This is a genomic window from Actinomadura mexicana (assembly GCF_900188105.1).
Classification (GTDB): domain Bacteria; phylum Actinomycetota; class Actinomycetes; order Streptosporangiales; family Streptosporangiaceae; genus Spirillospora; species Spirillospora mexicana.
In genome coordinates this window covers 307,804-331,455 of sequence record NZ_FZNP01000006.1, presented here as the reverse complement: position 1 = coordinate 331,455, position 23,652 = coordinate 307,804, and the positions used below count along the sequence as shown (strand labels likewise).

The following is a 23,652-nucleotide window of genomic DNA, read 5'->3' as shown; positions in this document are numbered from 1 at the left end:
GCAGTTCGAAGTTCCTGGCGAGGAGGGACGCGCTCAGAGATGAAGATCGATAGCGGTAGTACCGCCTGGATGCTGACGAGCACCGCGCTCGTTCTGCTGATGACACCGGGCCTGGCCTTCTTCTACGGGGGTATGAGCCGGGCCAAAAGCGTCCTCAACATGATGATGATGAGCTTCGTCAGCATCGCCGTGGTGGGCATGGCGTGGGTCGTCTACGGCTACTCCCTCACCTTCGGCGACGGCGGCGGGCTCAGCTCGTTCATCGGCGGGTTCGGCGACTGGGGGCTCGTCGGCCTGGAGAACGCGGCCACGGCCGACGACGGGACGGGCATCCCGCAGCTGGTCTTCGTCGCGTTCCAGGCGACGTTCGCCATCATCACCGTCGCACTGATCAGCGGCGCGGTCGCGGACCGTGCCAAGTTCGGGGCCTGGGTGGTGTTCACCCTGGTCTGGGCGACGCTGGTGTACTTCCCGATCGCCCACTGGGTGTGGTGGTCCGACGGCCAGGACGGCGGAAAGTCCGGCTGGCTGTTCGACCTCGGCGCGCTCGACTTCGCGGGCGGCACGGTCGTCCACATCAACGCCGGCGTCGCGGCGCTCGCCCTGGTGCTGGTGCTCGGCAAACGCAGGGGCTGGCCGAAGGAGCCGATGCGGCCGCACAACCTGCCGTTCGTCCTGCTCGGCGCCGGGCTGCTGTGGTTCGGATGGTTCGGGTTCAACGCCGGATCCGCGCTGTCGGCCGGCTCCACCGCGGCCGTCGCCTTCATCAACACGCTCGTCGCGACCTGCGCCGCCGCGTTCGCCTGGATCGTCGTCGAGAAGCTGCGCGACGGCGCGTCCACGACCCTCGGCATCGCCTCGGGAGTGGTGGCCGGCCTGGTCGCGATCACCCCGGCCTGCGCGTTCGTCACCCCGCTCGGCGCCATCGTCCTCGGCCTGGTCGCCGGCGCGGTCTGCGCGTTCGCTGTCGGCCTGAAGTACAAGCTCGGCTACGACGACTCGCTCGACGTCGTCGGCGTCCACATGGTCGGCGGCATCGTCGGCGCCCTGCTGATCGGCTTCCTGGCGACCACCGCCGTCAACGACGCCGGCGCCGACGGGCTGTTCGCCGGCGGCGGGTTCGCGCTGCTCGGCAAGCAGGCCGTCGCGGTCCTGGCGACGCTCGCCTACTCCTTCGTCGTCACCTACGTGATCGCCAAGGTGATCGACCTGGTGATGGGCTTCCGGATCAGCGAGGACGACGAGGCCGCCGGCATCGACAGCACGGCGCACGCGGAGACCGCCTACGACTTCGGCACGATCCGTGCGGGCATCGGTTCCGGGGCGACCGCGGCGGCGCCCGCCCCGCCCGTCCCGGCGAAGAAGGTGGAGGCGAAGGGATGAAGCTCATCACGGCGGTCATCAAGCCGTTCAAGCTGGACGAGGTGAAGAAGGCCCTGGAGGCCTTCGGGGTCAAGGGGATGACCGTCAGCGAGGCCAGCGGCTACGGGCGGCAGAAGGGCCACACCGAGGTCTACCGGGGCGCCGAGTACCAGGTCGACCTGGTGCCCAAGCTGCGCGTCGAGGTCCTGGTCGAGGCCGAGGACGCCGACGACATCATCGACGTGATCGTCAAGGCGGCCCGCACCGACAAGATCGGCGACGGGAAGGTGTGGGCCGTGCCGGTCGACACCGTCGTCCGGGTCCGCACGGGCGAGACCGGACCGGAAGCCCTCTAGGGGGCACGGTGAACCTCGCGCACCCGCCGGCCGGAGACCGGGCCCCCGCGCCCGCTCCGGCCGGCGGCGCCACTCCGGACTCGGCCCGCGCCGCCCTCGCCGCCGCCCGCGCCGCCCGCGCAGCCGCCCTCGACCGCTGGCTGGCCTCCCTCCTGGCCACCGACCCGCCCCACCCCGCCACCGAACCTCCACGGCAGGACGCCGCTCCGCGTGATGGACTCCGCGATGAAGATTTCGCGACGAGCGATCCCTCGATACCGGAGGGGGTGGCGCTGGTCGCGGTGGGGAGCCATGCGCGGCGCGAACTGACGCCCGGGGGCGACCTCGACCTCGTCCTGCTGCACCGCGGCCTGGCCGGCGTCGCGGCGATCGCCGACCGCGTCTGGTACCCGGTCTGGGACTCCGGACTGCGGCTCGACCACTCCGTCCGCACCGTCGCCCAGGCCCGGACCGTGGCGCGCGGCGACATGAAGGCCGCCCTCGGCCTGCTGTCGGCCCGCCGCGTCGCCGGCGACCCCGCCCTCGTCGACGAGCTGCGCGCCGCCGTCCTCGCCGACTGGCGCGCCGACGCTCCCACCAGGCTGGCCGAGCTCTCGGCGATGTGCCGCGAACGCTGGGAGACCCACGGCGAGCTGGCCTTCCTGCTCGAACCCGACCTGAAGGAGGCCCACGGCGGGCTGCGGGACGTCCACGTCATGCACGCCGTGGCCGCGTCCTGGGTGGCGCCGGCCCCGGACGCCCGGGTGCGCGCCGCCCACGACCTGCTCCTCGACATCCGCCATGCGCTCCACCAGGTCACCGGCCGCTCCACCGACCGCCTCGTCCTCCAGGAGCAGGAGGCCGTCGCCCGCGACCTCGCACTCCCGGACGCCGACGTCCTGCAACGCTCGATCGCCGAGGCCGCCCGCACCATCACCTACGGGGCGTCCCACCTGTGGCGCAGCGTCGAGAACCTCACCAGGGCCAAGCACCGGCAGCCCCCCGGCGTCCCGCAGGGCGCGGGCCGGCGCGGCGTGGAGCGCAGGCCGGTCGGGGACGGCGCCGTCGAGCACGAAGGGGAGGTCGTCCTCGCGCGGAACGCCGATCTGAACGATCCGGCCCTCGTCCTGCGCGTCGCCGCGGCCGCGGCCCAGACGGGCCTGCCGCTCGCCCCCGCCACGGTCGCCCGGCTCGCCGAGCGCGCCGCCCTCCCGCGCGTCCCCTGGCCCGCAGAGGCCCGCGACGCGCTCGTCTCCCTCCTCGGTGCGGGGCCCGCCGCCATCGCGGTCTGGGAGGCCCTCGACCAGGCCGGGCTGATCGTCCGGTTGCTGCCCGACTGGGAGCGCGTCCGCAACCGCCCGCAGCGCAACCCCGTCCACCGCTTCACCGTCGACCGCCACCTCGTCGAGACCGCCGCGGGCGCCGCCGCCCTGACGCGCGAGGTGGCCCGCCCCGACCTGCTCCTGATCGGCGCCCTCCTGCACGACATCGGCAAGGGCTGGCCCGGCGACCACTCCACCTCCGGCGCCGTCGTCGCGCGTGACATCGGCGCCCGCCTCGGCCTTCCGGAGGAGGACGTCCGCGTCCTCGAAACGGTCGTCCGGCACCACCTGCTGCTCCCCGAGACCGCGACCCGCCGCGACATCGACGACCCGGTGACCGTCCAGACCGTCACCGCCGCCGTGTCCGGGGCGCCCGGTCGCGAGCGCGAGGTCATCGACCTGCTCGCCGCCCTGGCAGTCGCAGACGGAGGCGCCACCGGCCCCGCCGCCTGGGGTGCCTGGAAGGCGGGCCTCGTCGCTGAACTCGCCCGCCGCGCCGCCGCCGCGCTCTCCGGCGGCACGCCCCCGCCCGGTCCCGCGCTCACCGCCGACCACCTCGCCCTGGCGCGCCACGACGGCGCCGCCGTCCGCGTGACGGGCTCCCGGATCACCATCGCCGCCCCCGACCGGCCCGGCCTGCTGTGGCGCGCCGCAGGCGTCCTCGCGCTGCACCGCCTGGCCGTGAAGACCGCACGCGTGATCTCCTCGCCGTCCGGAACGGTCGCCTCGTCCGCCCAGACGGCGGTGCTGGACTTCACGGCCGTCCCCGAGTACGGGACGCCGCCGGATCCGGCCGGCCTGGAGGCGGACCTGCGGCGGATGCTCGGCGGACGCCTCGACGTGGCCGAGCGGCTGGAGCGGCGGGCGCGGTCGGTCCGGATCCGGCCCGGCGTCACGGTGCCGCCCCCGCGCGTCATGATCGTGGACGACGCGTCGCGGACCGCCACCGTCGTCGAGGTCCGGGCGCACGACCGCCCCGGACTGCTGTGGCGCGTCGGGCAGGCCCTCGGATCCTGCGGCCTCCAGGTCCGCGCCGCCCAGGTGGACACCCTCGGCGCCGAGGCCGTGGACGTCTTCTACGTGGTGGACGACCAGGGCCGCCCGCTCGACGACCCGGACGCGCTGGTCGCCGTCCGGACCGGGGTCCTGGAAACCCTCCGCTGACCGGGTTCGCGGAGAGGGCGGGGCTCGCCCGGTGACCCGATACGCTGATAGGCGATCCCAGAAGCTTTCCAAGGACGGTCCAGACACGTGTTCGAGACGCTCTCCGACCGGTTGACGACGGTCTTCTCGTCGCTGCGCAGCAAGGGCCGGCTCTCCGAGGCCGACATCAACGCGACCGCCCGCGAGATCCGGATCGCGCTCCTCGAGGCCGACGTCGCGCTCCCCGTGGTCAAGGACTTCATCGCGCAGATCAAGGAGCGGGCGCAGGGCTCGGAGGTCTCGCAGGCGCTGAATCCGGCGCAGCAGGTCGTCAAGATCGTCAACGAGGAGCTCATCACCATCCTCGGCGGCGAGACCCGGCGGATCCGGCTGGCCAAGACCCCGCCGACCGTGATCATGCTCGCGGGCCTGCAGGGCGCCGGCAAGACCACCCTCGCCGGCAAGCTCGCCCGCTGGCTGAAGCAGGAGGGCCACACGCCGATGCTGGTGGCGGCCGACCTCCAGCGTCCCAACGCCGTCCAGCAGCTCCAGGTCGTCGGCGAGCGGGCCGGGGTCCCGGTGTTCGCGCCCGAGCCGGGCAGCGGCGTCGGCGACCCGGTCGACGTGGCGCGCCGCTCGATCGACCAGGCCCGGCACGCCCTGCACGACGTCGTCGTCATCGACACCGCCGGCCGCCTCGGCATCGACGCCGAGATGATGCAGCAGGCCGTCGACATCCGCGACGCCGTCCACCCCGACGACATCCTGTTCGTCGTCGACGCCATGGTCGGCCAGGACGCGGTCAACACCGCCCAGGCCTTCATGGACGGCGTCGGCTTCGACGGCGTCGTCCTCACCAAGCTCGACGGCGACGCGCGCGGCGGCGCGGCGCTGTCCGTCCGGCACATCACCGGACGCCCCATCATGTTCGCCTCCACGGGCGAGAAGCTCGAGGACTTCAGCGTCTTCCACCCGGACCGCATGGCGGGCCGGATCCTCGACATGGGCGACATCCTCACCCTGATCGAGCAGGCCGAGCAGGCGTTCGACGCCGAGCAGGCCGAGAAGATGTCCAGCAAGTTCGCCTCGGGCGAGGACTTCACCCTCGAGGACTTCCTCGAGCAGATGATGATGATCCGCAAGCTCGGCCCGATCGGGAACCTGCTCGGGATGATGCCGGGCATGGGCCAGGTCCGCGACCAGATCAGCCAGATCGACGACCGCGACCTGGACCGCATCGCCGCGATCATCCGCTCGATGACCCCGCAGGAGCGCGCCCAGCCGAAGATCATCAACGGCTCGCGGCGGGCCCGCATCGCCAAGGGCTCCGGCGTCGGTGTCGGCGAGGTCAGCAGCCTGGTCACCCGGTTCTTCGACGCGCAGAAGATGATGCGCCAGATGGCCGGCGGCATGGGCCTGCCCGGCATGCCCGGCGGCCGCCGCAAGGCGACCAAGGCGGCGAAGGCCGCCAAGAACAAGAAGGGCAAGCAGCGCAGCGGCGACCCCCGCAAGCGTGCCGCGGGCAAGCCCTCTCAGGAGCAGGCCCCCGCCGGCGAGGGCACGCCGAAGGGCCTCCCGCCCGGCCTCGGCGGCGGCACCCTCCCGCCCGGCCTGGGCGGCGGCCAGCTCCCGCCCGGCTTCCAGATGCCCGACCTGAACAAACTCCAGGGCCGCAAGAAGAAGTAACCCGCCCAGCTGACGCATATCGCACACCCCCGACCGTGCGGCCCGTGCACGACTCGGGTCGCGCGGCGGGGACGTATCTGCCGACAGCCCGGCCCCTGCGCGACTCGTCACGACCCGCCGTTCCCCTGGTCCGCAGCTCGCGCGCAACGCCCCGGCCGGAAGGGTCCGCGTCCGGGGACGTGCGTCCCGGACCTGCGCCGACCGCCCTGACAACACGGTTCGCGCATAGCTGGGGTCGTGTGTTGCGGAGGCGTGCGGCTCGCGGGGGGCTGGGCGTTAAGGCGGAGGGGCGACACCCGGGTGGCGCGATTGCGCTTTCGCGGCGAACGTCTGGCACAATGACAGGCTGGAAACCCGGAATCGCGAGGCGCCCTCTCTCGTCCTGCGCGACCGGAGTCCATCGGGCGGCCGCGAGCCGGTGTTCCCCACCTGGCGCGGGCCCGCCCATCCAGTGATGAAGTTGGAGTACACCACACCCGTGGCAGTCAAGATCAAGCTCAAGCGTCTGGGGAAGATCCGGAACCCGCAGTACCGGATCGTCGTCGCCGATGCCCGCACCAAGCGGGACGGGCGGGCCATCGAGGAGATCGGGCTCTACCAGCCCAAGCAGGAGCCCTCGCTCATCAAGATCGACTCTGAGCGGGCGCAGTACTGGCTGGGTGTCGGCGCGCAGCCGACCGAGCCCGTGCTCAACCTGCTGAAGATCACCGGCGACTGGCAGAAGTTCAAGGGCGAGCCGGGTGCCGAGGGCACCCTCAGGGTCGCCGAGCCCAAGGCCGACAAGAAGGCCGCGTTCGAGGCCGCCGTCAAGGAGTCGCTGGGCGACGACGAGGCCGCCGGCACCGCGAGCCGCGGCAAGAAGAAGGCCGAGCCGAAGAAGACCGAGGCGAAGGCCGCCGAGACCGACGAAGCCAAGAGCGAGGGCTGACGTGCTCGAAGAAGCGCTCGAGCACCTGGTCCGCGGGATCGTCGAGAACCCGGACGACGTCCGGGTTCGCGCCCGTCGGATCAGGGGCGGCCGGGTCCTGGAGGTGCGTGTGCACCCCGAGGACCTCGGGAAGGTCATCGGCCGGAGCGGTCGCACCGCCAAGGCCCTGCGCACGGTGATCAGCGCCCTCTCCGGAGGCCGTTACGTGCGTGTCGACCTACTCGACGTCAACGAGGTCCGCTGAGTGGCGTCCCGATGAGCGAACCGCTCGTGGTGGGACGGATCGGACGGCCGCACGGGATTCGCGGTGAGGTCTCCGTCGACGTCCGCACGGACGATCCGGAGTCCCGGTTCGTCCCGGGCACGGCGATCGCCACCGACCCCGTCACCGCCGGTCCGCTCACCATCGAGCGGAAACGCTGGCATTCGGGACGCCTGCTCGTGCGCTTCGCCGGGATCGGCGACCGCGACGCCGCGGAGGAACTGCGCGGCACGTGGCTCCTCGTCGATCCCGGTGACATCCCCCCGTCCGCCGACCCGGACGACTTCCACGACCAGGAACTGCTCGGACTCGCCGTGGTCACCACGGACGGGACCGAGGTCGGCCGGGTCGCGGACGTCCTGCACCACGGCCAGGATCTCCTGGTCGTGCGCGGGGCGGGGGGCGAGAAGCTGGTCCCCTTCGTGGCCGCGCTCGTCCCCGAGGTGGACGTTCCCGGGGGGCGGCTCGTCATCGATCCGCCCCCCGGTCTGCTCGACGAATCATGAGACTCGACATAGTCACGATCTTCCCCGAGTACTTCGCCCCGCTGGACATCTCCCTCCTGGGCAAGGCCCGGCGCGCCGGACTGCTGGACGTCCGCGTCCATGACCTGCGCGAATGGACCCACGACCGGCACCGCACCGTCGACGACACCCCCTACGGCGGCGGCCCCGGCATGGTCATGAAACCCGACCCCTGGGGCGAGGTGCTCGACACCCTGGTGCCCCCCTTCCCGGGCACCTTGCCCGGGACGAGCCCGTCCCCGCCGGGCGGCGGCCCTTCCACCCCGCCCGTACCCGGCGAGACGTCGTCCCTGGCCTCGTCCGGAGACGCCTCCGGCGCGACACGTTCCGGTGGTGCCTCGGACGCTGGTTCGCCCGGTAGGGGAGAACCGTCCGACCGACTGGCAGCCGACCGGCTGAGCGCTTCCGAGCCGGCCCCCCCTGGCGCATTCGGGACGCCGTCCGGCGCGTCCAGACCGGTCCCACCAGGCGCAAAGGGACCTGGCGCGTCCAGGTTGGGTACATCTGGGGTGTCCGGGACGGCCTCGTCCGCGAAGTCGGAGACGGGTTCGCTCGGCGCCGCCGGGGTGGGCGAGCCCGCCGCGCCCGGACCGGAATCCGCCCGTGATCCGGAGGCCGCAGCGCCCGGCGGAGAGGCATCCGCCACTGGGGCGGCCCCCGGGACGGTGCCGCGGCTGGTCATTCCGACACCGAGCGGGCGGCCGTTCACGCAGGCGGACGCGGTGCGGTACGCGGCGGAGCCGTGGCTGATCTTCGCCTGCGGGCGCTACGAGGGCATCGACTCCCGCGTCGCCGAGGAGGCCCGGACCCGGATGCCGGTGGACGAGGTCAGCCTCGGCGACTTCGTCCTCGCCGGCGGGGAGGTCGCCGTCCTCGTCATGGTGGAGGCGATCGGCCGCCTCCTGCCCGGCGTCCTCGGCAACGCCGACTCCGTCGCCGACGACTCCTTCGCCCCCGGCGCGATGGAATCGCTCCTGGAAGGCCCCGTCTACACCAAGCCTCCCGTCTGGCGCGAGCGGCCTGTTCCGGACATTCTTCTTTCGGGGCACCACGGCGCGATCGCCCGCTGGCGGCGCGACGAGGCGCTGCGCCGGACGGCCCGGCACCGCCCCGAACTGCTCTCCCGCCTCGCGCCGGAGGCCCTCGACAAGCACGACCGCGCCGTGCTGCGCGAGGCCGGTTTTCCGGTTGACGGCGAAGGTATGGCAGACTGAGGCGTCCGTGTGTCTTGACCGCACGGCACCCGAATACCACTTTCCGCGGCGCGACGCCCCCACGAAGGACCCACCGGGGCCTCTCGACGCCCGCGTTCGACCACGAGGAAACGCTGCGATGCACACCCTGATCCAGGAGATCGAGAAGGCCGCGATGCGCGCCGACGTCCCGGACTTCCGTCCGGGCGACACGCTGAAGGTGCACGTGCGCGTCACCGAGGGCAACCGGAGCCGTATCCAGGTCTTCCAGGGCGTGGTGATCCGGCGGCAGGGCGGCGGCGCCCGCGAGACCTTCACCGTCCGGAAGGTCTCCTACAGCGTCGGCGTCGAGCGGACGTTCCCGATCAACAGCCCCTCCATCGACAAGATCGAGGTCGTCACCCGCGGCGACGTCCGCCGCGCCAAGCTCTACTACCTGCGCAACCTGCGCGGCAAGGCCGCGCGCATCAAGGAGAAGCGCGACCACTGAGCCGATGGACCACGATGCCCCGGGAACCCGCGACGGTCCCCGGGGCGTTGCCGGTTCTGGACGGAGATGATCGGCTTGGTCGTCGGCGACACGCCCACGCGCGGCGTCCCATGGGCACCGCGCCGCTAGGCTTTCGCTCTGATGACTGACGAGGACGATCGGAGAGACGTGCGATCCGAAGCCGAGGGCGCGGTGCCCGAAGAGAAGGAGCCCGTGGACTCGGCCGATGAGACCGCCGACGACTCCGAAGAAGACGGCAAGCGCAAGAAGAAGCAGGGCTCCTTCTGGAAAGAGCTTCCCGTCCTCATCGTGGTCGCCGTCGTGCTGGCCCTTGTCATCAAGGCGTTCGCGGTCCAGGCGTTCTACATCCCGTCCGGCTCCATGGAGAACACCCTCCAGGTCGGCGACCGCGTCCTGGTCAACAAGATCGTGTACCACACCCGCGACATCGCCCGCGGTGACGTCATCGTCTTCAACGGCCTCGACTCCTGGGACCCCGAGGTCCAGGTCGAAGAGCCCAGCAATCCCGTCTCCAAGGCCCTGCGCGCCGTCGGCACCGCCTTCGGCGTCGCGCCCAACGAGAAGGACTACATCAAGCGCGTCATCGGCATCCCCGGCGACCACGTCAAGTGCTGCGACGCCCAGGGCCGCGTCACCGTCAACGGGGTCCCCCTGGACGAGAAGTCCTACATCTTCACCGACCCGATCACCCATGAGCAGAACAAGCCCTCCAACGACCCCTTCGACGTCACGGTGAAGCCGGGTCAGCTCTGGGTGATGGGCGACCACCGCGAACTGTCCTACGACTCCCGCTCCCACCGCGGCGACCCCGGCGGCGGCACCATCCCGATCGATCGCGTCATCGGCCGCGCCTTCGTCATCGTCTGGCCTCTGGACCGCCTCGGCACTCTGCCGATCCCGGCCACCTACAAACAGCCCGCCCTGGAGAAGTCCGGCGCAGCCGCCCTCCCCGCCGCCCCCTACGCCCTGGGCATCCTCTGCACCCTGCCTCTCGCCTACCTCAGACGCCGCCACCTCTACAGACCCTGACCCCACGCACCGACCGAACCCGGTGAAGCGGCCCTGCCCGTTCCGTGTTCAGAAGCCGCACGCCTGACCGCCCTGCCAGCAACCTGACCAGAGCCCAAGGCCTGCCAGCACGGAGACCCGTCGCGGTCCAGGGCGGCGCGCAGCCCGGCGAGCCCGGCCCCCCGTACGGCGTCCCCTCGTACACCTGAGCCCTTCCGGCGCGGAGGTCCTGAAGCCTGAGGCTCGGCGGTGCGGAGGCCCGAGGGCTGGCGGCGCGGATGTCCGAGGGCTGGCGGTGCGGGGGCCTGAGGCTTGGCGGCGCGCAGGCCCGAGGACTGGCGGTGCGGGAGCCCGAGGCTTGGCGGTGCGGAGGCCCGAGGGCTGGCGGCGCGGAGGCCTGAGGCTTGGCGGTGCGGAGGCCCGAGGGCTGGCGGCGCGGAGGCTTGAGGCTTGTTGCCGTGGAGGGCTGGTGGTGCGGTGGCCTGGCGGCGGTCGCCGCCGTGGCCGTGCCGCCAGATTTCGCGATCGGCGGTGAGGGCGCAGGTGCTCGGCTCGTCGAGGGCGAACGTTCGCCGCGTGGGGGCGGTGTGGAGCCGGGGTCGGAGAGAACCTGTGGGCTGCTTCTGGCTTGGGCGGTTATCGGTGTGGTGCGCCATACGGCAGTAAGCGTGGCGTTCGGGGAGCGGCCGGGGCTTGCTGGGACGTACGCTGCGGAGCATGAACGGTCGTCCACTCCGCTTCACACCGCGCCGGGACGCAGGACTGTTCGCGTACGAGCGGGCTCTCGGCCACGCGGGTTTCAGCCCCGTCGCCGGCGTCGACGAGGCGGGGCGGGGGGCCTGTGCGGGGCCGCTGGTCGTCGGCGCGGTGATCCTTCAGGGCGGACGAGGGAAGATCGACGGCCTCATGGATTCCAAGTTGCTCACACCCGCGCGCCGGGAGCGGCTGTACGCCGAGATCACCGAGCGTGCCCACGCGTGGAGCGCCATCGTCATCCCGTGCCATGACATCGACCGGTTGGGCCTGCACCGGTGCAACATCACCGGGATGCGGCGGGCGCTGGCCGCCCTCGACAGGCGTCCCGCGTATGTGATCAGCGACGGGTTCCCGGTGCCGGGGCTGGACGTCCCCGGCCTCCCGATGATCAAGGGCGACCAGGTCGCGGCCTGCGTCGCCGCGGCGTCCATCATCGCGAAGGTCACCAGGGACCGGATCATGGTGGACCTCCATGAGCGGTATCCCGAGTACGGCTTCGACGTTCACAAGGGCTATGTGACCCGTGCGCACGGCAGGGCGCTGGAGAGGCACGGTCCGTGTCCTGAGCATCGGTTCTCCTACGTCAACGTCGGGCGTGCCTTGCGTAACAATGGAGATGTGGTCCTGGAGGAGGAGACCGAGGGGGAGCTCCCCGATGAGGACCGCACGGAAGGGGCACGGGCGTGAGCGCGGAGGATCTCGAGAAGTACGAGACCGAGATGGAGTTGCAGCTCTATCGCGAGTACCGCGACGTCCTCGGGCTGTTCGACTACGTCGTCGAGACCGAGCGCCGGTTCTACCTCACGAACTCGGTCGACCTCCAGGTGCGCAGCGTCGACAACGGCGAGGTCTTCTTCGAGGTCACCATGCAGGACGCGTGGGTCTGGGACATGTACCGTCCGGCCCGCTTCGTCAAGAACGTTCGAGTCGTCACGTTCAAGGACGTCAACGTCGAGGAGTTGGCGAAGAGCGACTTCGAACTCCCCGCCGAGGATTAGTCCGCCCACGCGCAAGACCACTCCCTCCGCTGAGCTGGTGTCAGCCAAGAAAGGGATCGCCCTCACCCGAACCTGGTCGATGCCCCACCGCGCGCCCGCAGGCCATGCCCCCAGACGCGCCACCGACAGTGAGAACGGCTCATTTACGAGAGTCCCGATCGGTGACCTGCGGTCGAACGCAGCTCATGCCTTCCGGCGTGCCGTCGACTGTGAGGAGGGCTCACCTTGGGAGTGCCGTTCGGTGGTGTGGCTTCACCCGCAAGTCAGGGCCCCCCTCAGGCATGCCGCCGACAGCTGGGTGAGCGTGGATGCGGTTGACGCAGGTGCGACTCGTCGGCGGACGTGTGGGCGGTGGAGGGCCGTGTGAGTCGTCTTCCAGGCTCGGGTCTCCGGACTGGGCGCCAGGGCCAGAGGGGCAGGCGTGTGACGTTGCAGGGATCACCGGGGCTCCTGCGGGTGGTCATTGCCGGCGTGGGGGAGGGGCGGAGGGTCGGCCGACCGTACGGCGGGTGGGCTGTTCGACCTGCCGGACTTCGTCAGGCGCCAGCCGGAGGGCGTGCGCTCTATGAAGCCGCCTGCGGCGAGCAGGCCGAGTTTGGCGTTGACGGTGTTCAGGTCCACGCCCGCCTTGACGGCGAGCTGGGCGGGCCCGGCGGCACCGCGGGCCGGGAACGCCTCCAGGACGGAGCGGGTGACCGGTTCCAGGCGGTCGCGGGGCAGGACGGGGGTGGCCGGCGGCGGGGCCAGGTCGGCGCCGATGCGGCCGACGGCCTCGATGATCTCCTCGGGGCGGGTGACGAGGGTGGCGCCCTCCTCGCGCAGGAGTCGGTGGCAGCCGATCGAGGAGCGAGAGGTGATCGGGCCCGGCACGGCCATGACCACGCGGCCGAGTCTGGCCGCCCAGCCGGCGGTGTTGAGGGCACCGCTGCGCGCCTCCGCCTCGACGATGACCGTGCCCCGGGAGAGGGCCGCGATCACCCGGTTCCGGACGAGGAAGCGGAGGCGGTGCGGGTGGGTGCCCGGCGGCGACTCGCTCACGAGGAGCGATCGCCGCGCCATCTCGGCGAAGAGCCCCTCGTTGGACGCCGGGTAGGGGACGTCCACGCCGTTCGCCAGGACCGCGACGGTCGGGCCGTCGGCGGCCAGGGAGCCGCGGTGGGCGGCCGCGTCGATGCCGAGGGCGCCGCCGGAGATCACCGTCCAGCCCTGGTCGGCGAGTTCGGAGGCGAAGTCGGCCGCGGCGCGCAGGCCGTAGGGGGACGCGGCGCGGGAACCGACGACGGCGACCGAACGCAGGCAGCTGTAGCGCAGGTCGCCGGGGCCGCGCAGCCACAGGGCGTACGGGCGGCCGGCGCCGAGGTCGTCGAGGGTCGTCGGCCATTCGGGCTCTCCCGGGCAGACGAGGCGGCCGCGGAACCGGGCGCAGACGGCCATGTCCTGGTCGGGTTCCGCTGCGATGAGCCGGATCCGCCAGTTGTCGAGACGCCGAACCTCCTGAGGGGTGGCTGACAGGCCCTGGGGGAGCCGGGTGGTCCGGACGGCCTCCAGCGCGTTCTCGGGGCCGCAGTGGTCGATCATCCGGTTCAGGAAGGCGTCTCCGGGTTCCGCGACCGCGGTCAGGGTGGCGCGGGCGGTTCGCTCGTCGCTCATTGGCGCCCCGCGGACCAGAGGGTGAGCGCCCCGCCGACGTCGTCCGGCCCGGGCTCGTCGTGGCCCGCGAGGTCGGCGATCGTCCAGGCCACCCGCAGGATCCGGTCGAGGCCGCGTGCGCTGAGCGTGCCCCGGTGCAGGGCCTCGTCGGCGCCGTGCATCGCCTCCTGGGGCGGTGTGAAGCGGCGGCGCAGTTCCGGCCCGGGGACCTCGGAGTTGGACCGCCATGGCGTGCCGGCCAGGCGTCTCATCGTTCGTTCGCGGGCCAGCATGACCCGCTCGGCGACCACCTTGCTCGACTCGGCGAACTCCAGGTCGTAGCGGAGCTCGGCGCGACTGGCCGGGGTGAGCTCCAGCTTGAGGTCGATGCGGTCGAGCAGCGGGCCGGACACCCGGCTGGCGTACTTGCGGCGGATGCCCGGGGCACAGGAGCAGTCGATCTGTTTCGCCGCGGCGCACGGGCACGGATTGGCCGCGAGGACGAGTGTGAACCGGGCGGGGAAGTGCGCGATGCCCTCGATGCGGCTGATTCGTACCTCGCCCTCTTCGAGCGGTTGCCGCAGGGCGTCGAGCGTTCCGGCCATGAACTCCGGCGCCTCGTCCAGAAAGAGGATCCCCCGGTGGGCCAGTGAGACCGCGCCCGGTTGGAGCACGCGGCCCGAGCCGCCGCCGACCATCGAGGCGCGGGAGGCCGTATGGTGCGGCGCGTAGAACGGCGGTTGCGTGATCAGGGGCTGACCCGGCCGGAGGGTCCCGGCGACGGAATGGATCGTGGTGACCTCCAGGGCGACCTCCCGTTCGAGGGGCGGCATCAGCGTCGGGAGCCGCTCCGCGAGCATGGTCTTCCCGCAGCCCGGCGGACCGGCGAAGAACAGGTGGTGCCCTCCCGCGGCGCTGATCTCCAGGGCGCGGCGGGCCTCGGCCTGCCCCCTGACGTCGGCCAGATCCAGGTCGGGCGAGATGGGCTGCTGCCCTAGGCCGAACCCCTTCGGGGGCGCAGGAGAGTCTTCCTCGTCCTCCTCGGAGGGCGGTGGTTCGTCGCGCAGTAGGCACAGCAGCCCGCGGAGCGTGCTCGCGGGCACCACCTTCGTATCCGGGACGAGTTCGGCCTCCTCGGCGTTGGCGCGCGGGACGACGACCGTGCGGTACCCGCGGTTCACGGCGGCCAGCACCGCGGGCAGCACGCCCTGGGCCGGGCGGACGCGCCCGTCCAGGCCCAGCTCGCCGATCAGCACCATCTCCGCGCAGCTGCGCGGTGGGACCACCTCCGCCGCCCCGAGTAGCGCGACCGCTATGGCCAGATCGAAGGTCGCACCCTTTTTCGGCATGCTCGCCGGGAACAGCGAGACCGTGACATGGCGGTTGGGCCAGTCCTCGCCAGAGTTGAAGATCGCCGCCCTGACGCGGTCGCGGGCCTCGCTGAGGGCGGTGTCCGGGAGGCCGACGAGGTGCATGCCCGGGACGCCGCTGGTGATGGCCGCCTCGACGTCCACGACGAACCCGTCCACGCCGACGAGGGAGACCGAGCGCGTTCTGGCCAGCGTCATCTAGCACACCTCCTTCAGATGATCGATCGAGAAGGCGTCGCCGTCGCCGATCAGGCCGAGCACGTCCACCCGCATCGGTGCGCCGCTGACGCCGTGCGCGGCGGCCCATCGCCAGGCCAGCCGCCGTAACCGGGCGGCCTTGTCGCCGGTGATCGCGTCGAAGGGATCACCGAAGCGGGCCGACCGGCGGGTCTTCACCTCGCACACGATGTGGCGTCGCCCGTCGTGGGCGACGATGTCCAGCTCGCCTTCGGGACACCGCCAGTTGCGGTCGAGGATCGTCCAGCCGAGTCCGGCCAGGTACCGGGCGGCGGCGTCCTCGCCGCGGCGGCCGAGATTGATGTGGGCAGTCATGGGCCTCACCTCCGGCCTTCGACAGTGCCGGAGTCTCGCGGACCGTAGTCGCAGAACAACGTTCTGTGGATAACGCGGGGGAGCTTCCGGGTGATTCGCTCGAAACCGGGGTTCGGTGCTTGCTTCGGGCAAGGGCTTGGCGCAGCGTGACGCCTGTGACCAACGCGCTGGAGGACGCCGTCGCCGAGTTCGGCCGTCATCTGCGCGCCGAGCGGGACGTCTCGCCGCACACCCTGCGGGCCTATCTCGGCGATCTGGCCGACCTCTGCGCCTATGTCGCCCTGGCCGGCCTGACGGAGCCGGCGGAACTGGATATCTCGGTGCTGCGGGCATGGCTCGCCCGCCAGCATGCTCTCGGCCGATCCCGGGCGACCCTGGCCCGACGGACGGCGGCAGTCCGCGCTTTCACCCGCCATCTGCACCGGCGGCGGCTTCTCGAGAACGACCCCGGTCTGCTGCTGGGCACGCCCAAACGACGGCGTGATCTTCCCACCGTCCTCACTCAGGACGATGCGGCACATCTCCTGGACACCGTGGACGCCCAAGGGCCCGTGGGGCTTCGCGATCTGGCCGTCCTAGAGGTTCTCTACGGCACGGGAGTCCGCGTGAGCGAACTCTGCGGGCTCGACGTCGACGACCTGGACACCGGTCGCGGGACCGTCCGAGTCCTGGGTAAAGGCGGGCGGGAGCGCACGGTTCCGCTCGGAGAGCCCGCTGCCCGCGCCGTCCAGGATTGGCTGCGCGCCGGACGCCCCGTACTAGCGAGCGAGAACAGTGGCCCCGCTCTGTTCCTCGGCGCACGCGGAGGCCGCCTGCACCCCACGAGCGCCCGGCGGATCGTCCACACAAGGATCTCGGAGGTAGGACAGATCCCCGACCTCGGTCCGCACGGCCTCCGCCACTCCGCCGCCACCCACCTCCTCGAAGGCGGTGCCGATCTGCGCAGCGTCCAAGAGATCCTCGGCCACGCGTCCTTGCAGACGACCCAGATCTACACACACGTTTCGGCTGAACGCCTAAGGCAGGTCCACCGCCAAGCCCACCCCCGAGGCGCCCGCGCCGACTAAGCGCGAGAACCACGAGAAAAGGTGACGAACGGCGTCCCTCAGACGTACGCCGACCCAGAGGCGGGCGGCGGGGGGTGCGGTGCAGTGCGCCCGGTGTGGCACTCGGCGTTGGCGGTCGTGACCGCCCGATCATTCTGGAATGCGTGGTGCCGAACCGCCGCCCTGCTCTGGTGGAGCCGGGCGGCGGGAACGGGACGGGTCAGGGAGCGCGGCGTAGGTGGCGTTCCTGGGAGAGGTTGATGACGCCCGGCGGCTGACGGCGGCGGCGGTGCATCCGGAAGCGGAGGCGGGTTCGACGCCAGGCGAAGGCCAGGGCGAAGGCCAGGAGCATGCCCGATAGTGCTCCGCCCGTGGCGGTGGCTGCGTCGCGCAAGGCCATCCTTGGCTGCCGAGACGGCGAATCAACGGGGCGAGGGGTCGCCGTCGCCGTTGGTGTGGGCTGGTGCCAGAGAGGCAGGAGGCGTACCTGGCGCTGGACGAGGTTGAGCGGGTTCAGGTACAGGGCACCGCGGCGCAGACCCCAGTGCAGGCACGCCATGGGGCAGTGGAGCAGCCCTCGTTGCAGGACGCCGATCCGCGCGCCGGACGTGACACGGCGGCCGGTGTGGACGCTGGGGCGGACGGGCAGGTACGTGGTCCGCAGGACGCCGTGGTCGATGGCGACGACTCCTCGTCCCGCCAGATCGCCGGCGTACGCGACGCGGCCTGGCCCGGCGGCGTGGACGGCCTGCCCCGGACGCGCCGCGAGGTCCACACCGCGGTGGCCCGCGCCCCAAGGGACGGCCGGGGGCGAGAAGCCGCGCACCACCTGCGGGGCCGGCGGCCCTAAAGGCCAGCGCCAGGCGTCCAGGCCGGGCGACCCGATGGCGATCATGCACGTAAGGAGCAGCGAGAACACGGTCATGGACCGAACCCTGCCGGGCGGCGCGGCGGCTCGTCGACGGGGTTCGCGAACTGTGGATAACTGCGGGGAATCGATGAGGCGCGGACACCTTCGCGCCCTGATAATCTGTATGTGTGTCCGAGAGGGCATCGGTCAGGGTCAGGCCGTCGTCGTTCCGCTCCAGGGCGGGCAGGCGAGAAGCCGCTCCCAGAGCGGACGGGACCCAGACCCGGCAACGGGTCACAGCCGCCTGGAGGTATCCCGGCGGCTGATTTCACGCGTCCGCATGCCACCGCAAACCTGGTGGGGCGCAGTCCCTCGGTCCGTCGCCTCGGCGACGGTGGGGCAGCACCCGGGCGCAGGCAGATAACCAAATGCGGCCCGGCAGGGCCAGAGAAGGAGAACACGGGCTATGGCACCCGTCGTCACCATGCGGCAGCTCCTTGAGAGCGGCGTCCACTTCGGCCACCAGACCCGCCGGTGGAACCCGAAGATGAAGCGCTTCATCCTCACCGAGCGCAACGGCATCTACATCATCGACCTGCAGCAGTCGCTGTCCTACATCGACCGCGCGTTCGAGTTCGTCAAGGCCACGGTCGCCCACGGCGGAACGATCCTGTTCGTCGGCACCAAGAAGCAGGCCCAGGAGTCCATCGCCGAGCAGGCGACCCGGGTCGGCATGCCCTACGTCAACCAGCGCTGGCTGGGCGGCATGCTCACGAACTTCTCCACCGTCCACAAGCGGCTCACGCGGCTCAAGGAGCTGGAGGAGATCGACTACGACGACGTGGCCGGCTCCGGCATGACCAAGAAGGAGCTCCTCGGCCTGCGCCGCGAGAAGGACAAGCTGGAGCGCACCCTCGGCGGTATCCGCGACATGGCGAAGGTTCCGAGCGCCATCTGGATCGTGGACACCAAGAAGGAGCACATCGCGGTCAACGAGGCCAAGAAGCTCGGCATCCCGGTCGTGGCCATCCTCGACACCAACTGCGACCCCGACGAGGTCGACTACCCGGTCCCGGGCAACGACGACGCCATCCGCAGCGTCAGCCTGCTGACCCGCGTCGTGGCCGACTCCGTCGCTGACGGCCTCATCGCCCGCGCGGGCGCCGCGCCAGGTGGCGACGAGAAGCCCGCCGAGGGCACCGCGGCCGCCGGCAGCGAGCCCCTGGCCGAGTGGGAGCGTGACCTGCTGAAGCCCGGCGAGGCCGACGGAGCCGCGCAGGCCCCGGCCGAGACCGAGGCCGCGGCCGAGGCTTCGGATGAGGCCGAGGCGCCGGCCGAGGCCCCTGCCGAGGCGTCGGCCGAGGCCGAAGCTCCGGCGGAGGCCGCCGCGTCTCCCGAGGAGGCCCCCGCTGCGGAGGCTCCGGTTGAGGAGGCTCCGGCCGAGGAGGCCCCGAAGGCCGCCGAGGCCGAGCAGGCTTGATCCCGCGGTCCCGGCGGCGTCCACGCGGACGCCGCCGGGACCGTCGCGGGTCCCACGACCAACGACGAGAGAAGCGAAGAGAGCGATGGCCAACTTCACCGCCGCTGACGTCAAGCGGCTGCGCGACCTCACCGGCTCCGGCATGATGGCCGTGAAGAACGCCCTCACCGAGGCGGACGGCGACTTCGAGAAGGCGACCGAGCTGCTGCGCCTCAAGGGCGCCAAGGACGTCGGCAAGCGCGCCGAGCGCACCGCCGCCAACGGCCTCGTCGCCGAGTACTTCGCGAACTCCGGTGACGGGGCGCTCCTGGAGCTCAACTGCGAGACCGACTTCGTCGCCAAGAACGCGCAGTTCATCGAGCTCGCCCAGCGCCTGGTCGAGTTCGCGGCCGCCAACGGTGCCACGGACGCCGCAGGCCTGCTGACCATCGAGATCGAGCCCGGTAAGACCGTCCAGGCCCTGATCGAGGAGAACAGCGCCAAGATCGGTGAGAAGCTGGAGCTGCGCCGGTTCGCCCACTTCCAGGGCGCCTATGTGGCCAGCTACCTGCACAAGTCCGACCCGTCGCTGCCGCCGACCACCGGCGTGCTGGTCGAGCTGGACGGCGAGAACGCCGAGGTCGCCAAGGACGTCGCCCAGCAGATCGCGGCGATGGCCCCCAAGTACCTCACCCGCGAGGAGATCCCCGCCGAGGCGGTCGAGAAGGAGCGGGCGCTCGCCGAGCAGCTCACCCGCGACGAGGGCAAGCCCGAGCAGGCCATCCCGAAGATCGTCGAGGGCCGGGTGAACGCCTACTTCCGCGACTTCGTGCTCCTGGAGCAGGCGTTCGTGAAGGACAACAAGAAGACGATCGCGAAGGTCCTCGACGAGGCCGGCGTGAAGGTCGTCCGCTTCGCCCGGTTCAAGGTCGGGCAGGCTTAAGGGCACTCTGGAGACGAGTACCCGAAACATAGCGAACGCAACGAGGAGGCCGCCGACGTGCCGGACAAGACGACCAGTAGCGCGACGGCGGCCTCGTCGTCCGGCCAGCACGCGCCTCGCGCGGGCTGGAAGAGGGTGCTTCTGAAGCTCTCGGGCGAGGCCTTCGCCGGACGTGACCCGCTCGGTATCGACCCGGAGGTCGTCCAGCACGTCGCCGAGGCGATCGCCGAAGCCGTCCGGGACGGTGTGCAGGTGGCGGTCGTGTGCGGCGGCGGCAACATGTTCCGCGGCGCCGTCATGGCCGAGCGCGGCATGGACCGCGGGCGCGCCGACTACATGGGGATGATCGGCACCGTCATCAACTGCCTGGCCCTGCAGGACTTCCTGGAGAAGCTCGGGCTCGACACGCGCGTGCAGACCGCCATCACCATGAGCCAGGTGGCCGAGCCCTACATCCCGCGCCGCGCCATCCGGCACCTGGAGAAGGGCCGGGTGGTCATTTTCGGCGCCGGGCTCGGCCAGCCGTTCTTCTCCACCGACACCACCGCCGCCCAGCGCGCGCTGGAGATCGGTGCGGAGGCGGTACTGAAGGCCACGCAAGTGGACGGTGTCTACGATGCCGATCCCCGAAAGAATCCAGACGCGGTCAAGTTCGACCGTTTGGAATACGGTGAAGTCCTACAACGGAGCCTGAAGGTCATGGACGCCACGGCCATCAGCCTCTGCATGGACAACGCGCTCCCCATCGTGGTCTTCGACCTCATGGGGCAGGGCAACATCGTCCGGGCCGTCCGGGGTGAGAAGATCGGCACGCTGGTCAGCCCGGCGGAGGGCTGACCGCAGCCCGCGGCCGCGTCGGACGCGGCGCGGAACCGCAGGACCAGGGCCGACCAGATGACACGGGAGTCACAGTGATCGACGAGACCCTCTTCGAAGCCGAGGGGAAGATGGAGAAGGCGGTCGCGGTCGCCAAGGAAGACTTCCAGGCCATCCGCACCGGCCGGGTCACCCCCGCGATGTTCAACAAGATCACCGCTGAGTACTACGGGACGCCGACGCCGATCAACCAGCTCGCGTCGTTCACGCTCCCCGAACCGCGGATGGTCATCGTCCAGGTCTTCGACAAGTCGTCCATGCAGGCGGTGGAGAGGGCCATCCGCGACAGCGACCTCGGCGTGAACCCCACCAACGACGGCAACGTCATCCGGGTCGTCTTCCCCGACCTGTCGGAGGAGCGCCGCAAGGAGTTCATCAAGGTCGCCGGCACCAAGGCGGAGGAGAGCCGGGTCTCCATCCGCAACATCCGGCGCCGCGCCAAGGACGCCCTCGACAAGCTGGCCAAGGACGGCGAGGTCGGCGAGGACGATGTCAGGCGTGCCGAGAAGGAACTCGACGACATGACGCACCGCTACGTGGCGCAGATCGACGAGCTACTTGAGCACAAGAAGGCCGAACTGCTCGAAGTTTGATGAGACTCGACGACGCCGGGGAGCCCTCGGGCTTCCCGGACGAGCCGGAGGTCGACATGGCCGGCCCACCCCCCGGCGAACCGGGCTCGCCCCCCGGGCAGGGGCAGGACGGCTCCGGCGCCCCTCCGCCCTCCGGTGACCCCTCGCCTTCCGGCGGCGCGACCCCCGCTGGGAAGCCTGAAAGCAAGACGGGGCGAAACCTCCCGCTGGCCATAGGCGTCGGCCTCGCGCTCGGCGCTCTCGTGCTGCTCTCGCTGTACACGGTCAAGGAGATCTTCCTTGGCGTGATGGTCGTGTTCCTGTTCCTCGGTATGCGGGAACTGACCGAGGCGTTCAAGAGCCGTGACATCCGCGTCCCGTTCATTCCCGTCGCGACGGGAATGGTCGGCACGCCCGTCGTCGCCTACGTTTGGGGTGCCACCGCCACCGTCGCGGCGGTCTCGCTCACGGTCCTGGCGCTGCTGATGACGCGCTTGACCGAGGGCGCCTCCGGATACGTGCGGGACGTCACCGCCGGATCGCTCGTGGCCGGCTACCTGGTGCTGATGGGCGGGATCGTCGCGCTGCTCATGCGTCCCGGCGACGGCGACCACCGCATCGTCATCTTCATCGCCACCACGGTCGCCAGCGACATCGGCGGCTATTTCGCCGGATCCTTCCTGGGCAAGCACAAGCTCGCGCCCACGATCAGCCCGAAGAAGACCTGGGAGGGCGTCACCGGATCCGCCGTCACCTGCATGATCGTCGGCGGGTGGCTGGTGTGGTGGCTCCTGGACGGCGGCCAGGTCTGGCAGGGTGTGATCATCGGGCTCGCCGCCGTGGTGACCGCGACCGCCGGCGACCTCGTCGAATCGATGGTCAAGCGGGATCTCGGCATCAAGGACATGGGAACGCTCCTGCCCGGCCACGGGGGAGTGATGGACCGTCTCGACTCCCTCGTCGCGACGGCACCCGTCGTCTGGCTGCTGCTGGAACTGTTCGTCCCCAGCTAGAACGCTCTAGAAGTGTTCCTTGGCCGGATGCGGACCGCCTCTGGGAGACAGGTCGCCCTCAGGAGACGACCCAGGAACGGCCCTGCTGGGCCAGACGCCGGATCAGCGCGTCGGATCCCTCGCTTTTGGCGAACTGGTGCTCCTCGCCCGTGATGGGCACGAGCCACAGCCATCGGACGGCGTCGCCGCTCAACGTCAGACCGGTCATGCCGGGAGCCTCGGGGCCCGCGAGACGGTTCGGGTCCTCCAGGAGGAGCACTCCCTCCCAGGACGACTCGCCGTTGCCCAGGGGGAACGTGCGCGCCTCGTGGTACCACTTGACGACGTCCCCAGGCGCGAACCACGTCACCGACCGCCACGGGTATTGCGCCAGCCACGGGAAGATGCTGCCCGACCGCTGGCTGGGCAGAGTACTGGCGACGGCCAGTTCTATCCGTCCGTAAGGAGCGACGTCGTCCTCGTACAGTTCGACCGTGGGCATCCGCTGGCGGCTCATCCCGACCGTGCTCAGAACCGTGAACTCCCGGTCACCCCTCGCGGGCCGCTCCGAGACCCCTACCGTCGGAGCCATGCTCGGCCTGCCGCTCGCCAACTGGCGTCCGACATCGTGCCAGTAGTGGCCACTCGGGCCCAGGCGTTGCAGCAGGTGACCGAGAACCGACTGCTGGAACTCCGCCCAGGAGCCGTCCGCACGGCACCTCTTCCAATGCTCGCGCGCCTGGTCGACGCGCGGTCCGAAGTCTTCGATCTCCTCGCCCAGAGGGAAGGCGAACGGGCTCTGCAGCATGGCGTCGCGGGCGTAGCCGGGGATGCCGCGCCCCATGTCCGACCAACCCGGGATCACCATCAGCAGGTCGCCCTCCTCCAGCAGGGCCACTCCGTCGCCCTCCTCGAACCAGACGACCTCCAGCGCCTCAGGGTTGAGCGCTGGGCGTCCGGCGGGGTGGCGCACATGGGAATCCGGCAGCAGAGGGGCGTGGCCCGCGTCGAGCCGCGACTGGTCCAGCTCCCGTGGGGCCTCATGGTGGTTGGCGATCCAGACCGCCCCGACCACCGAGTCACGCGCGTCTTTCAGGTAGGCCGCAGTGACCTCGCCGTCGGTCTCCACAGTGAGCCGCCGGCTGCCGTACGGGCTGGCCGCCGCGTGGACGACCGTGGCCGTTGACCCCCGGGGCGAGGCGGCGCCCCTGCGCAATACCGACATGATCGAGACCTTAGCCGCAGACAAGGCCGTGTGCAGGAATGTCGCTGTTCAGGTCTTGGTGGGCGTCCAGGACGGACGATGCACGCGCAGGTGTTTGCGACACTGGAAGG

At 71.2% G+C, this 23,652-nt stretch carries 22 protein-coding genes and 2 pseudogenes; 19 read left to right on the top strand and 5 right to left on the bottom strand.

Features of this window, described 5'->3' with window-relative positions; translation table 11 throughout:
* Positions 1–39: 39 nt before the first annotated feature.
* From CHC11_RS17965 to CHC11_RS17905, 13 genes and pseudogenes are all read left to right on the top strand, one after another.
* Positions 40–1,383: an ammonium transporter gene (locus CHC11_RS17965; RefSeq protein WP_089312878.1), complete on the top strand. Its 1,344-nt coding sequence runs from the start codon at positions 40–42 to the stop codon at positions 1,381–1,383.
* A complete protein-coding gene (locus tag CHC11_RS17960) occupies positions 1,380–1,718 on the top strand; it encodes a P-II family nitrogen regulator (protein ID WP_089312877.1) in 339 nt (112 codons plus the stop codon). Before CHC11_RS17965 ends, CHC11_RS17960 begins: the two co-directional genes overlap by 4 nt.
* A gap of 8 nt (positions 1,719–1,726) precedes the next feature.
* Entirely contained in the window at positions 1,727–4,183 is a 2,457-nt protein-coding gene (locus CHC11_RS17955; protein WP_089312876.1) for a [protein-PII] uridylyltransferase, read from the top strand.
* An 87-nt stretch (positions 4,184–4,270) separates the two neighbouring features.
* Positions 4,271–5,848 (top strand): signal recognition particle protein, encoded by a 1,578-nt coding sequence (gene ffh, locus CHC11_RS17950; RefSeq protein WP_089312875.1) that lies wholly within the window; start codon positions 4,271–4,273, stop codon positions 5,846–5,848.
* 478 nt (positions 5,849–6,326) lie between these two features.
* The gene (gene rpsP / locus CHC11_RS17945) at positions 6,327–6,776 is read left to right on the top strand and encodes a 30S ribosomal protein S16 (RefSeq protein ID WP_089312874.1); all 450 of its coding nucleotides are present in this window, start codon (positions 6,327–6,329) and stop codon (positions 6,774–6,776) included.
* A 1-nt stretch (position 6,777) separates the two neighbouring features.
* The gene (locus tag CHC11_RS17940) at positions 6,778–7,020 is read left to right on the top strand and encodes an RNA-binding protein (protein WP_021598307.1); all 243 of its coding nucleotides are present in this window, start codon (positions 6,778–6,780) and stop codon (positions 7,018–7,020) included.
* 11 nt (positions 7,021–7,031) lie between these two features.
* A complete protein-coding gene (gene rimM, locus CHC11_RS17935) occupies positions 7,032–7,544 on the top strand; it encodes a ribosome maturation factor RimM (RefSeq protein ID WP_089312873.1) in 513 nt (170 codons plus the stop codon).
* A pseudogene (locus CHC11_RS17930) lies at positions 7,541–7,754 on the top strand (tRNA (guanosine(37)-N1)-methyltransferase TrmD); the annotation flags it as partial. The gene rimM and the pseudogene CHC11_RS17930, both read left to right, overlap by 4 nt.
* A 383-nt stretch (positions 7,755–8,137) precedes the next feature.
* Positions 8,138–8,776 (top strand): annotated as a pseudogene (gene trmD / locus CHC11_RS17925) (tRNA (guanine(37)-N(1))-methyltransferase); the annotation flags it as partial.
* A gap of 118 nt (positions 8,777–8,894) precedes the next feature.
* Positions 8,895–9,245: a 50S ribosomal protein L19 gene (rplS, locus tag CHC11_RS17920; protein WP_089312872.1), complete on the top strand. Its 351-nt coding sequence runs from the start codon at positions 8,895–8,897 to the stop codon at positions 9,243–9,245.
* Positions 9,246–9,413: 168 nt separating this feature from the next.
* Positions 9,414–10,295 (top strand): signal peptidase I, encoded by an 882-nt coding sequence (gene lepB, locus CHC11_RS17915; RefSeq protein ID WP_245919370.1) that lies wholly within the window; start codon positions 9,414–9,416, stop codon positions 10,293–10,295.
* Between the two features lie 696 nt (positions 10,296–10,991).
* Positions 10,992–11,717 (top strand): ribonuclease HII, encoded by a 726-nt coding sequence (locus tag CHC11_RS17910; protein ID WP_089312870.1) that lies wholly within the window; start codon positions 10,992–10,994, stop codon positions 11,715–11,717.
* Positions 11,714–12,028: a DUF2469 domain-containing protein gene (locus CHC11_RS17905; protein WP_089312869.1), complete on the top strand. Its 315-nt coding sequence runs from the start codon at positions 11,714–11,716 to the stop codon at positions 12,026–12,028. The genes CHC11_RS17910 and CHC11_RS17905 overlap by 4 nt, the downstream gene beginning before the upstream one ends.
* 438 nt (positions 12,029–12,466) lie before the next feature.
* Here CHC11_RS17905 and dprA read toward each other — a convergent pair whose 3' ends face one another.
* Genes dprA through CHC11_RS17890 form a run of 3 tightly spaced genes read right to left on the bottom strand, consistent with a single transcriptional unit; the run spans position 12,467 to position 15,579 of the window.
* Positions 12,467–13,678 (bottom strand): DNA-processing protein DprA, encoded by a 1,212-nt coding sequence (gene dprA, locus CHC11_RS17900; protein ID WP_089312868.1) that lies wholly within the window; start codon positions 13,676–13,678, stop codon positions 12,467–12,469.
* On the bottom strand, positions 13,675–15,225 hold the full coding sequence (locus CHC11_RS17895; protein WP_089312867.1) for a YifB family Mg chelatase-like AAA ATPase: 1,551 nt from the start codon (positions 15,223–15,225) through the stop codon (positions 13,675–13,677). Before CHC11_RS17895 ends, dprA begins: the two co-directional genes overlap by 4 nt.
* Positions 15,226–15,579 carry a YraN family protein gene (locus CHC11_RS17890; protein ID WP_089312866.1) on the bottom strand — a complete coding sequence of 118 codons (354 nt, stop codon included), beginning with the start codon at positions 15,577–15,579 and terminating at the stop codon, positions 15,226–15,228.
* A gap of 155 nt (positions 15,580–15,734) precedes the next feature.
* Between CHC11_RS17890 and CHC11_RS17885 the strand changes: the two genes are divergently transcribed.
* Positions 15,735–16,646 (top strand): tyrosine recombinase XerC, encoded by a 912-nt coding sequence (locus tag CHC11_RS17885; RefSeq protein WP_245919368.1) that lies wholly within the window; start codon positions 15,735–15,737, stop codon positions 16,644–16,646.
* A gap of 199 nt (positions 16,647–16,845) precedes the next feature.
* On the opposite strand, the gene CHC11_RS17880 is transcribed toward CHC11_RS17885, so the two are convergent.
* The gene (locus CHC11_RS17880; RefSeq protein WP_089312864.1) at positions 16,846–17,550 is read right to left on the bottom strand and encodes a murein hydrolase activator EnvC family protein; all 705 of its coding nucleotides are present in this window, start codon (positions 17,548–17,550) and stop codon (positions 16,846–16,848) included.
* 391 nt (positions 17,551–17,941) lie between these two features.
* On the opposite strand from CHC11_RS17880, the gene rpsB reads away from it, so the two are divergent.
* The 5 genes from rpsB to CHC11_RS17855 all read left to right on the top strand — a co-directional run bounded on the left by rpsB (position 17,942) and on the right by CHC11_RS17855 (position 22,338).
* On the top strand, positions 17,942–18,955 hold the full coding sequence (gene rpsB / locus CHC11_RS17875; RefSeq protein WP_089312863.1) for a 30S ribosomal protein S2: 1,014 nt from the start codon (positions 17,942–17,944) through the stop codon (positions 18,953–18,955).
* An 85-nt stretch (positions 18,956–19,040) separates the two neighbouring features.
* On the top strand, positions 19,041–19,877 hold the full coding sequence (gene tsf / locus CHC11_RS17870; protein WP_089312862.1) for a translation elongation factor Ts: 837 nt from the start codon (positions 19,041–19,043) through the stop codon (positions 19,875–19,877).
* Positions 19,878–20,012: 135 nt separating this feature from the next.
* Positions 20,013–20,714, top strand: a complete 702-nt coding sequence (pyrH, locus tag CHC11_RS17865) for a UMP kinase (RefSeq protein WP_372505197.1) — start codon at positions 20,013–20,015, stop codon at positions 20,712–20,714.
* Positions 20,715–20,788: 74 nt separating this feature from the next.
* Positions 20,789–21,346 (top strand): ribosome recycling factor, encoded by a 558-nt coding sequence (gene frr, locus CHC11_RS17860; protein ID WP_089312860.1) that lies wholly within the window; start codon positions 20,789–20,791, stop codon positions 21,344–21,346.
* The gene (locus CHC11_RS17855; protein WP_245919366.1) at positions 21,346–22,338 is read left to right on the top strand and encodes a phosphatidate cytidylyltransferase; all 993 of its coding nucleotides are present in this window, start codon (positions 21,346–21,348) and stop codon (positions 22,336–22,338) included. Before frr ends, CHC11_RS17855 begins: the two co-directional genes overlap by 1 nt.
* A 58-nt stretch (positions 22,339–22,396) precedes the next feature.
* Here CHC11_RS17855 and CHC11_RS17850 read toward each other — a convergent pair whose 3' ends face one another.
* Positions 22,397–23,542, bottom strand: a complete 1,146-nt coding sequence (locus CHC11_RS17850; RefSeq protein WP_089313043.1) for a suppressor of fused domain protein — start codon at positions 23,540–23,542, stop codon at positions 22,397–22,399.
* Positions 23,543–23,652: the final 110 nt, after the last annotated feature.

Excerpts from the sequence above, each read along its gene's own strand:
- CHC11_RS17965 (WP_089312878.1), top strand. The coding sequence starts at position 40 with ATGAAGATCGATAGCGGTAGTACCGCCTGGATGCTGACGAGCACCGCG.
- CHC11_RS17960 (WP_089312877.1), top strand. The coding sequence starts at position 1,380 with ATGAAGCTCATCACGGCGGTCATCAAGCCGTTCAAGCTGGACGAGGTG.
- rimM (WP_089312873.1), top strand. The coding sequence starts at position 7,032 with ATGAGCGAACCGCTCGTGGTGGGACGGATCGGACGGCCGCACGGGATT.
- rplS (WP_089312872.1), top strand. The coding sequence starts at position 8,895 with ATGCACACCCTGATCCAGGAGATCGAGAAGGCCGCGATGCGCGCCGAC.
- CHC11_RS17910 (WP_089312870.1), top strand. The coding sequence starts at position 10,992 with ATGAACGGTCGTCCACTCCGCTTCACACCGCGCCGGGACGCAGGACTG.
- dprA (WP_089312868.1), bottom strand. The coding sequence starts at position 13,678 with ATGAGCGACGAGCGAACCGCCCGCGCCACCCTGACCGCGGTCGCGGAA.
- CHC11_RS17895 (WP_089312867.1), bottom strand. The coding sequence starts at position 15,225 with ATGACGCTGGCCAGAACGCGCTCGGTCTCCCTCGTCGGCGTGGACGGG.
- CHC11_RS17890 (WP_089312866.1), bottom strand. The coding sequence starts at position 15,579 with ATGACTGCCCACATCAATCTCGGCCGCCGCGGCGAGGACGCCGCCGCC.
- CHC11_RS17880 (WP_089312864.1), bottom strand. The coding sequence starts at position 17,550 with ATGACCGTGTTCTCGCTGCTCCTTACGTGCATGATCGCCATCGGGTCG.
- rpsB (WP_089312863.1), top strand. The coding sequence starts at position 17,942 with ATGGCACCCGTCGTCACCATGCGGCAGCTCCTTGAGAGCGGCGTCCAC.
- tsf (WP_089312862.1), top strand. The coding sequence starts at position 19,041 with ATGGCCAACTTCACCGCCGCTGACGTCAAGCGGCTGCGCGACCTCACC.
- CHC11_RS17855 (WP_245919366.1), top strand. The coding sequence starts at position 21,346 with ATGAGACTCGACGACGCCGGGGAGCCCTCGGGCTTCCCGGACGAGCCG.
- CHC11_RS17850 (WP_089313043.1), bottom strand. The coding sequence starts at position 23,542 with ATGTCGGTATTGCGCAGGGGCGCCGCCTCGCCCCGGGGGTCAACGGCC.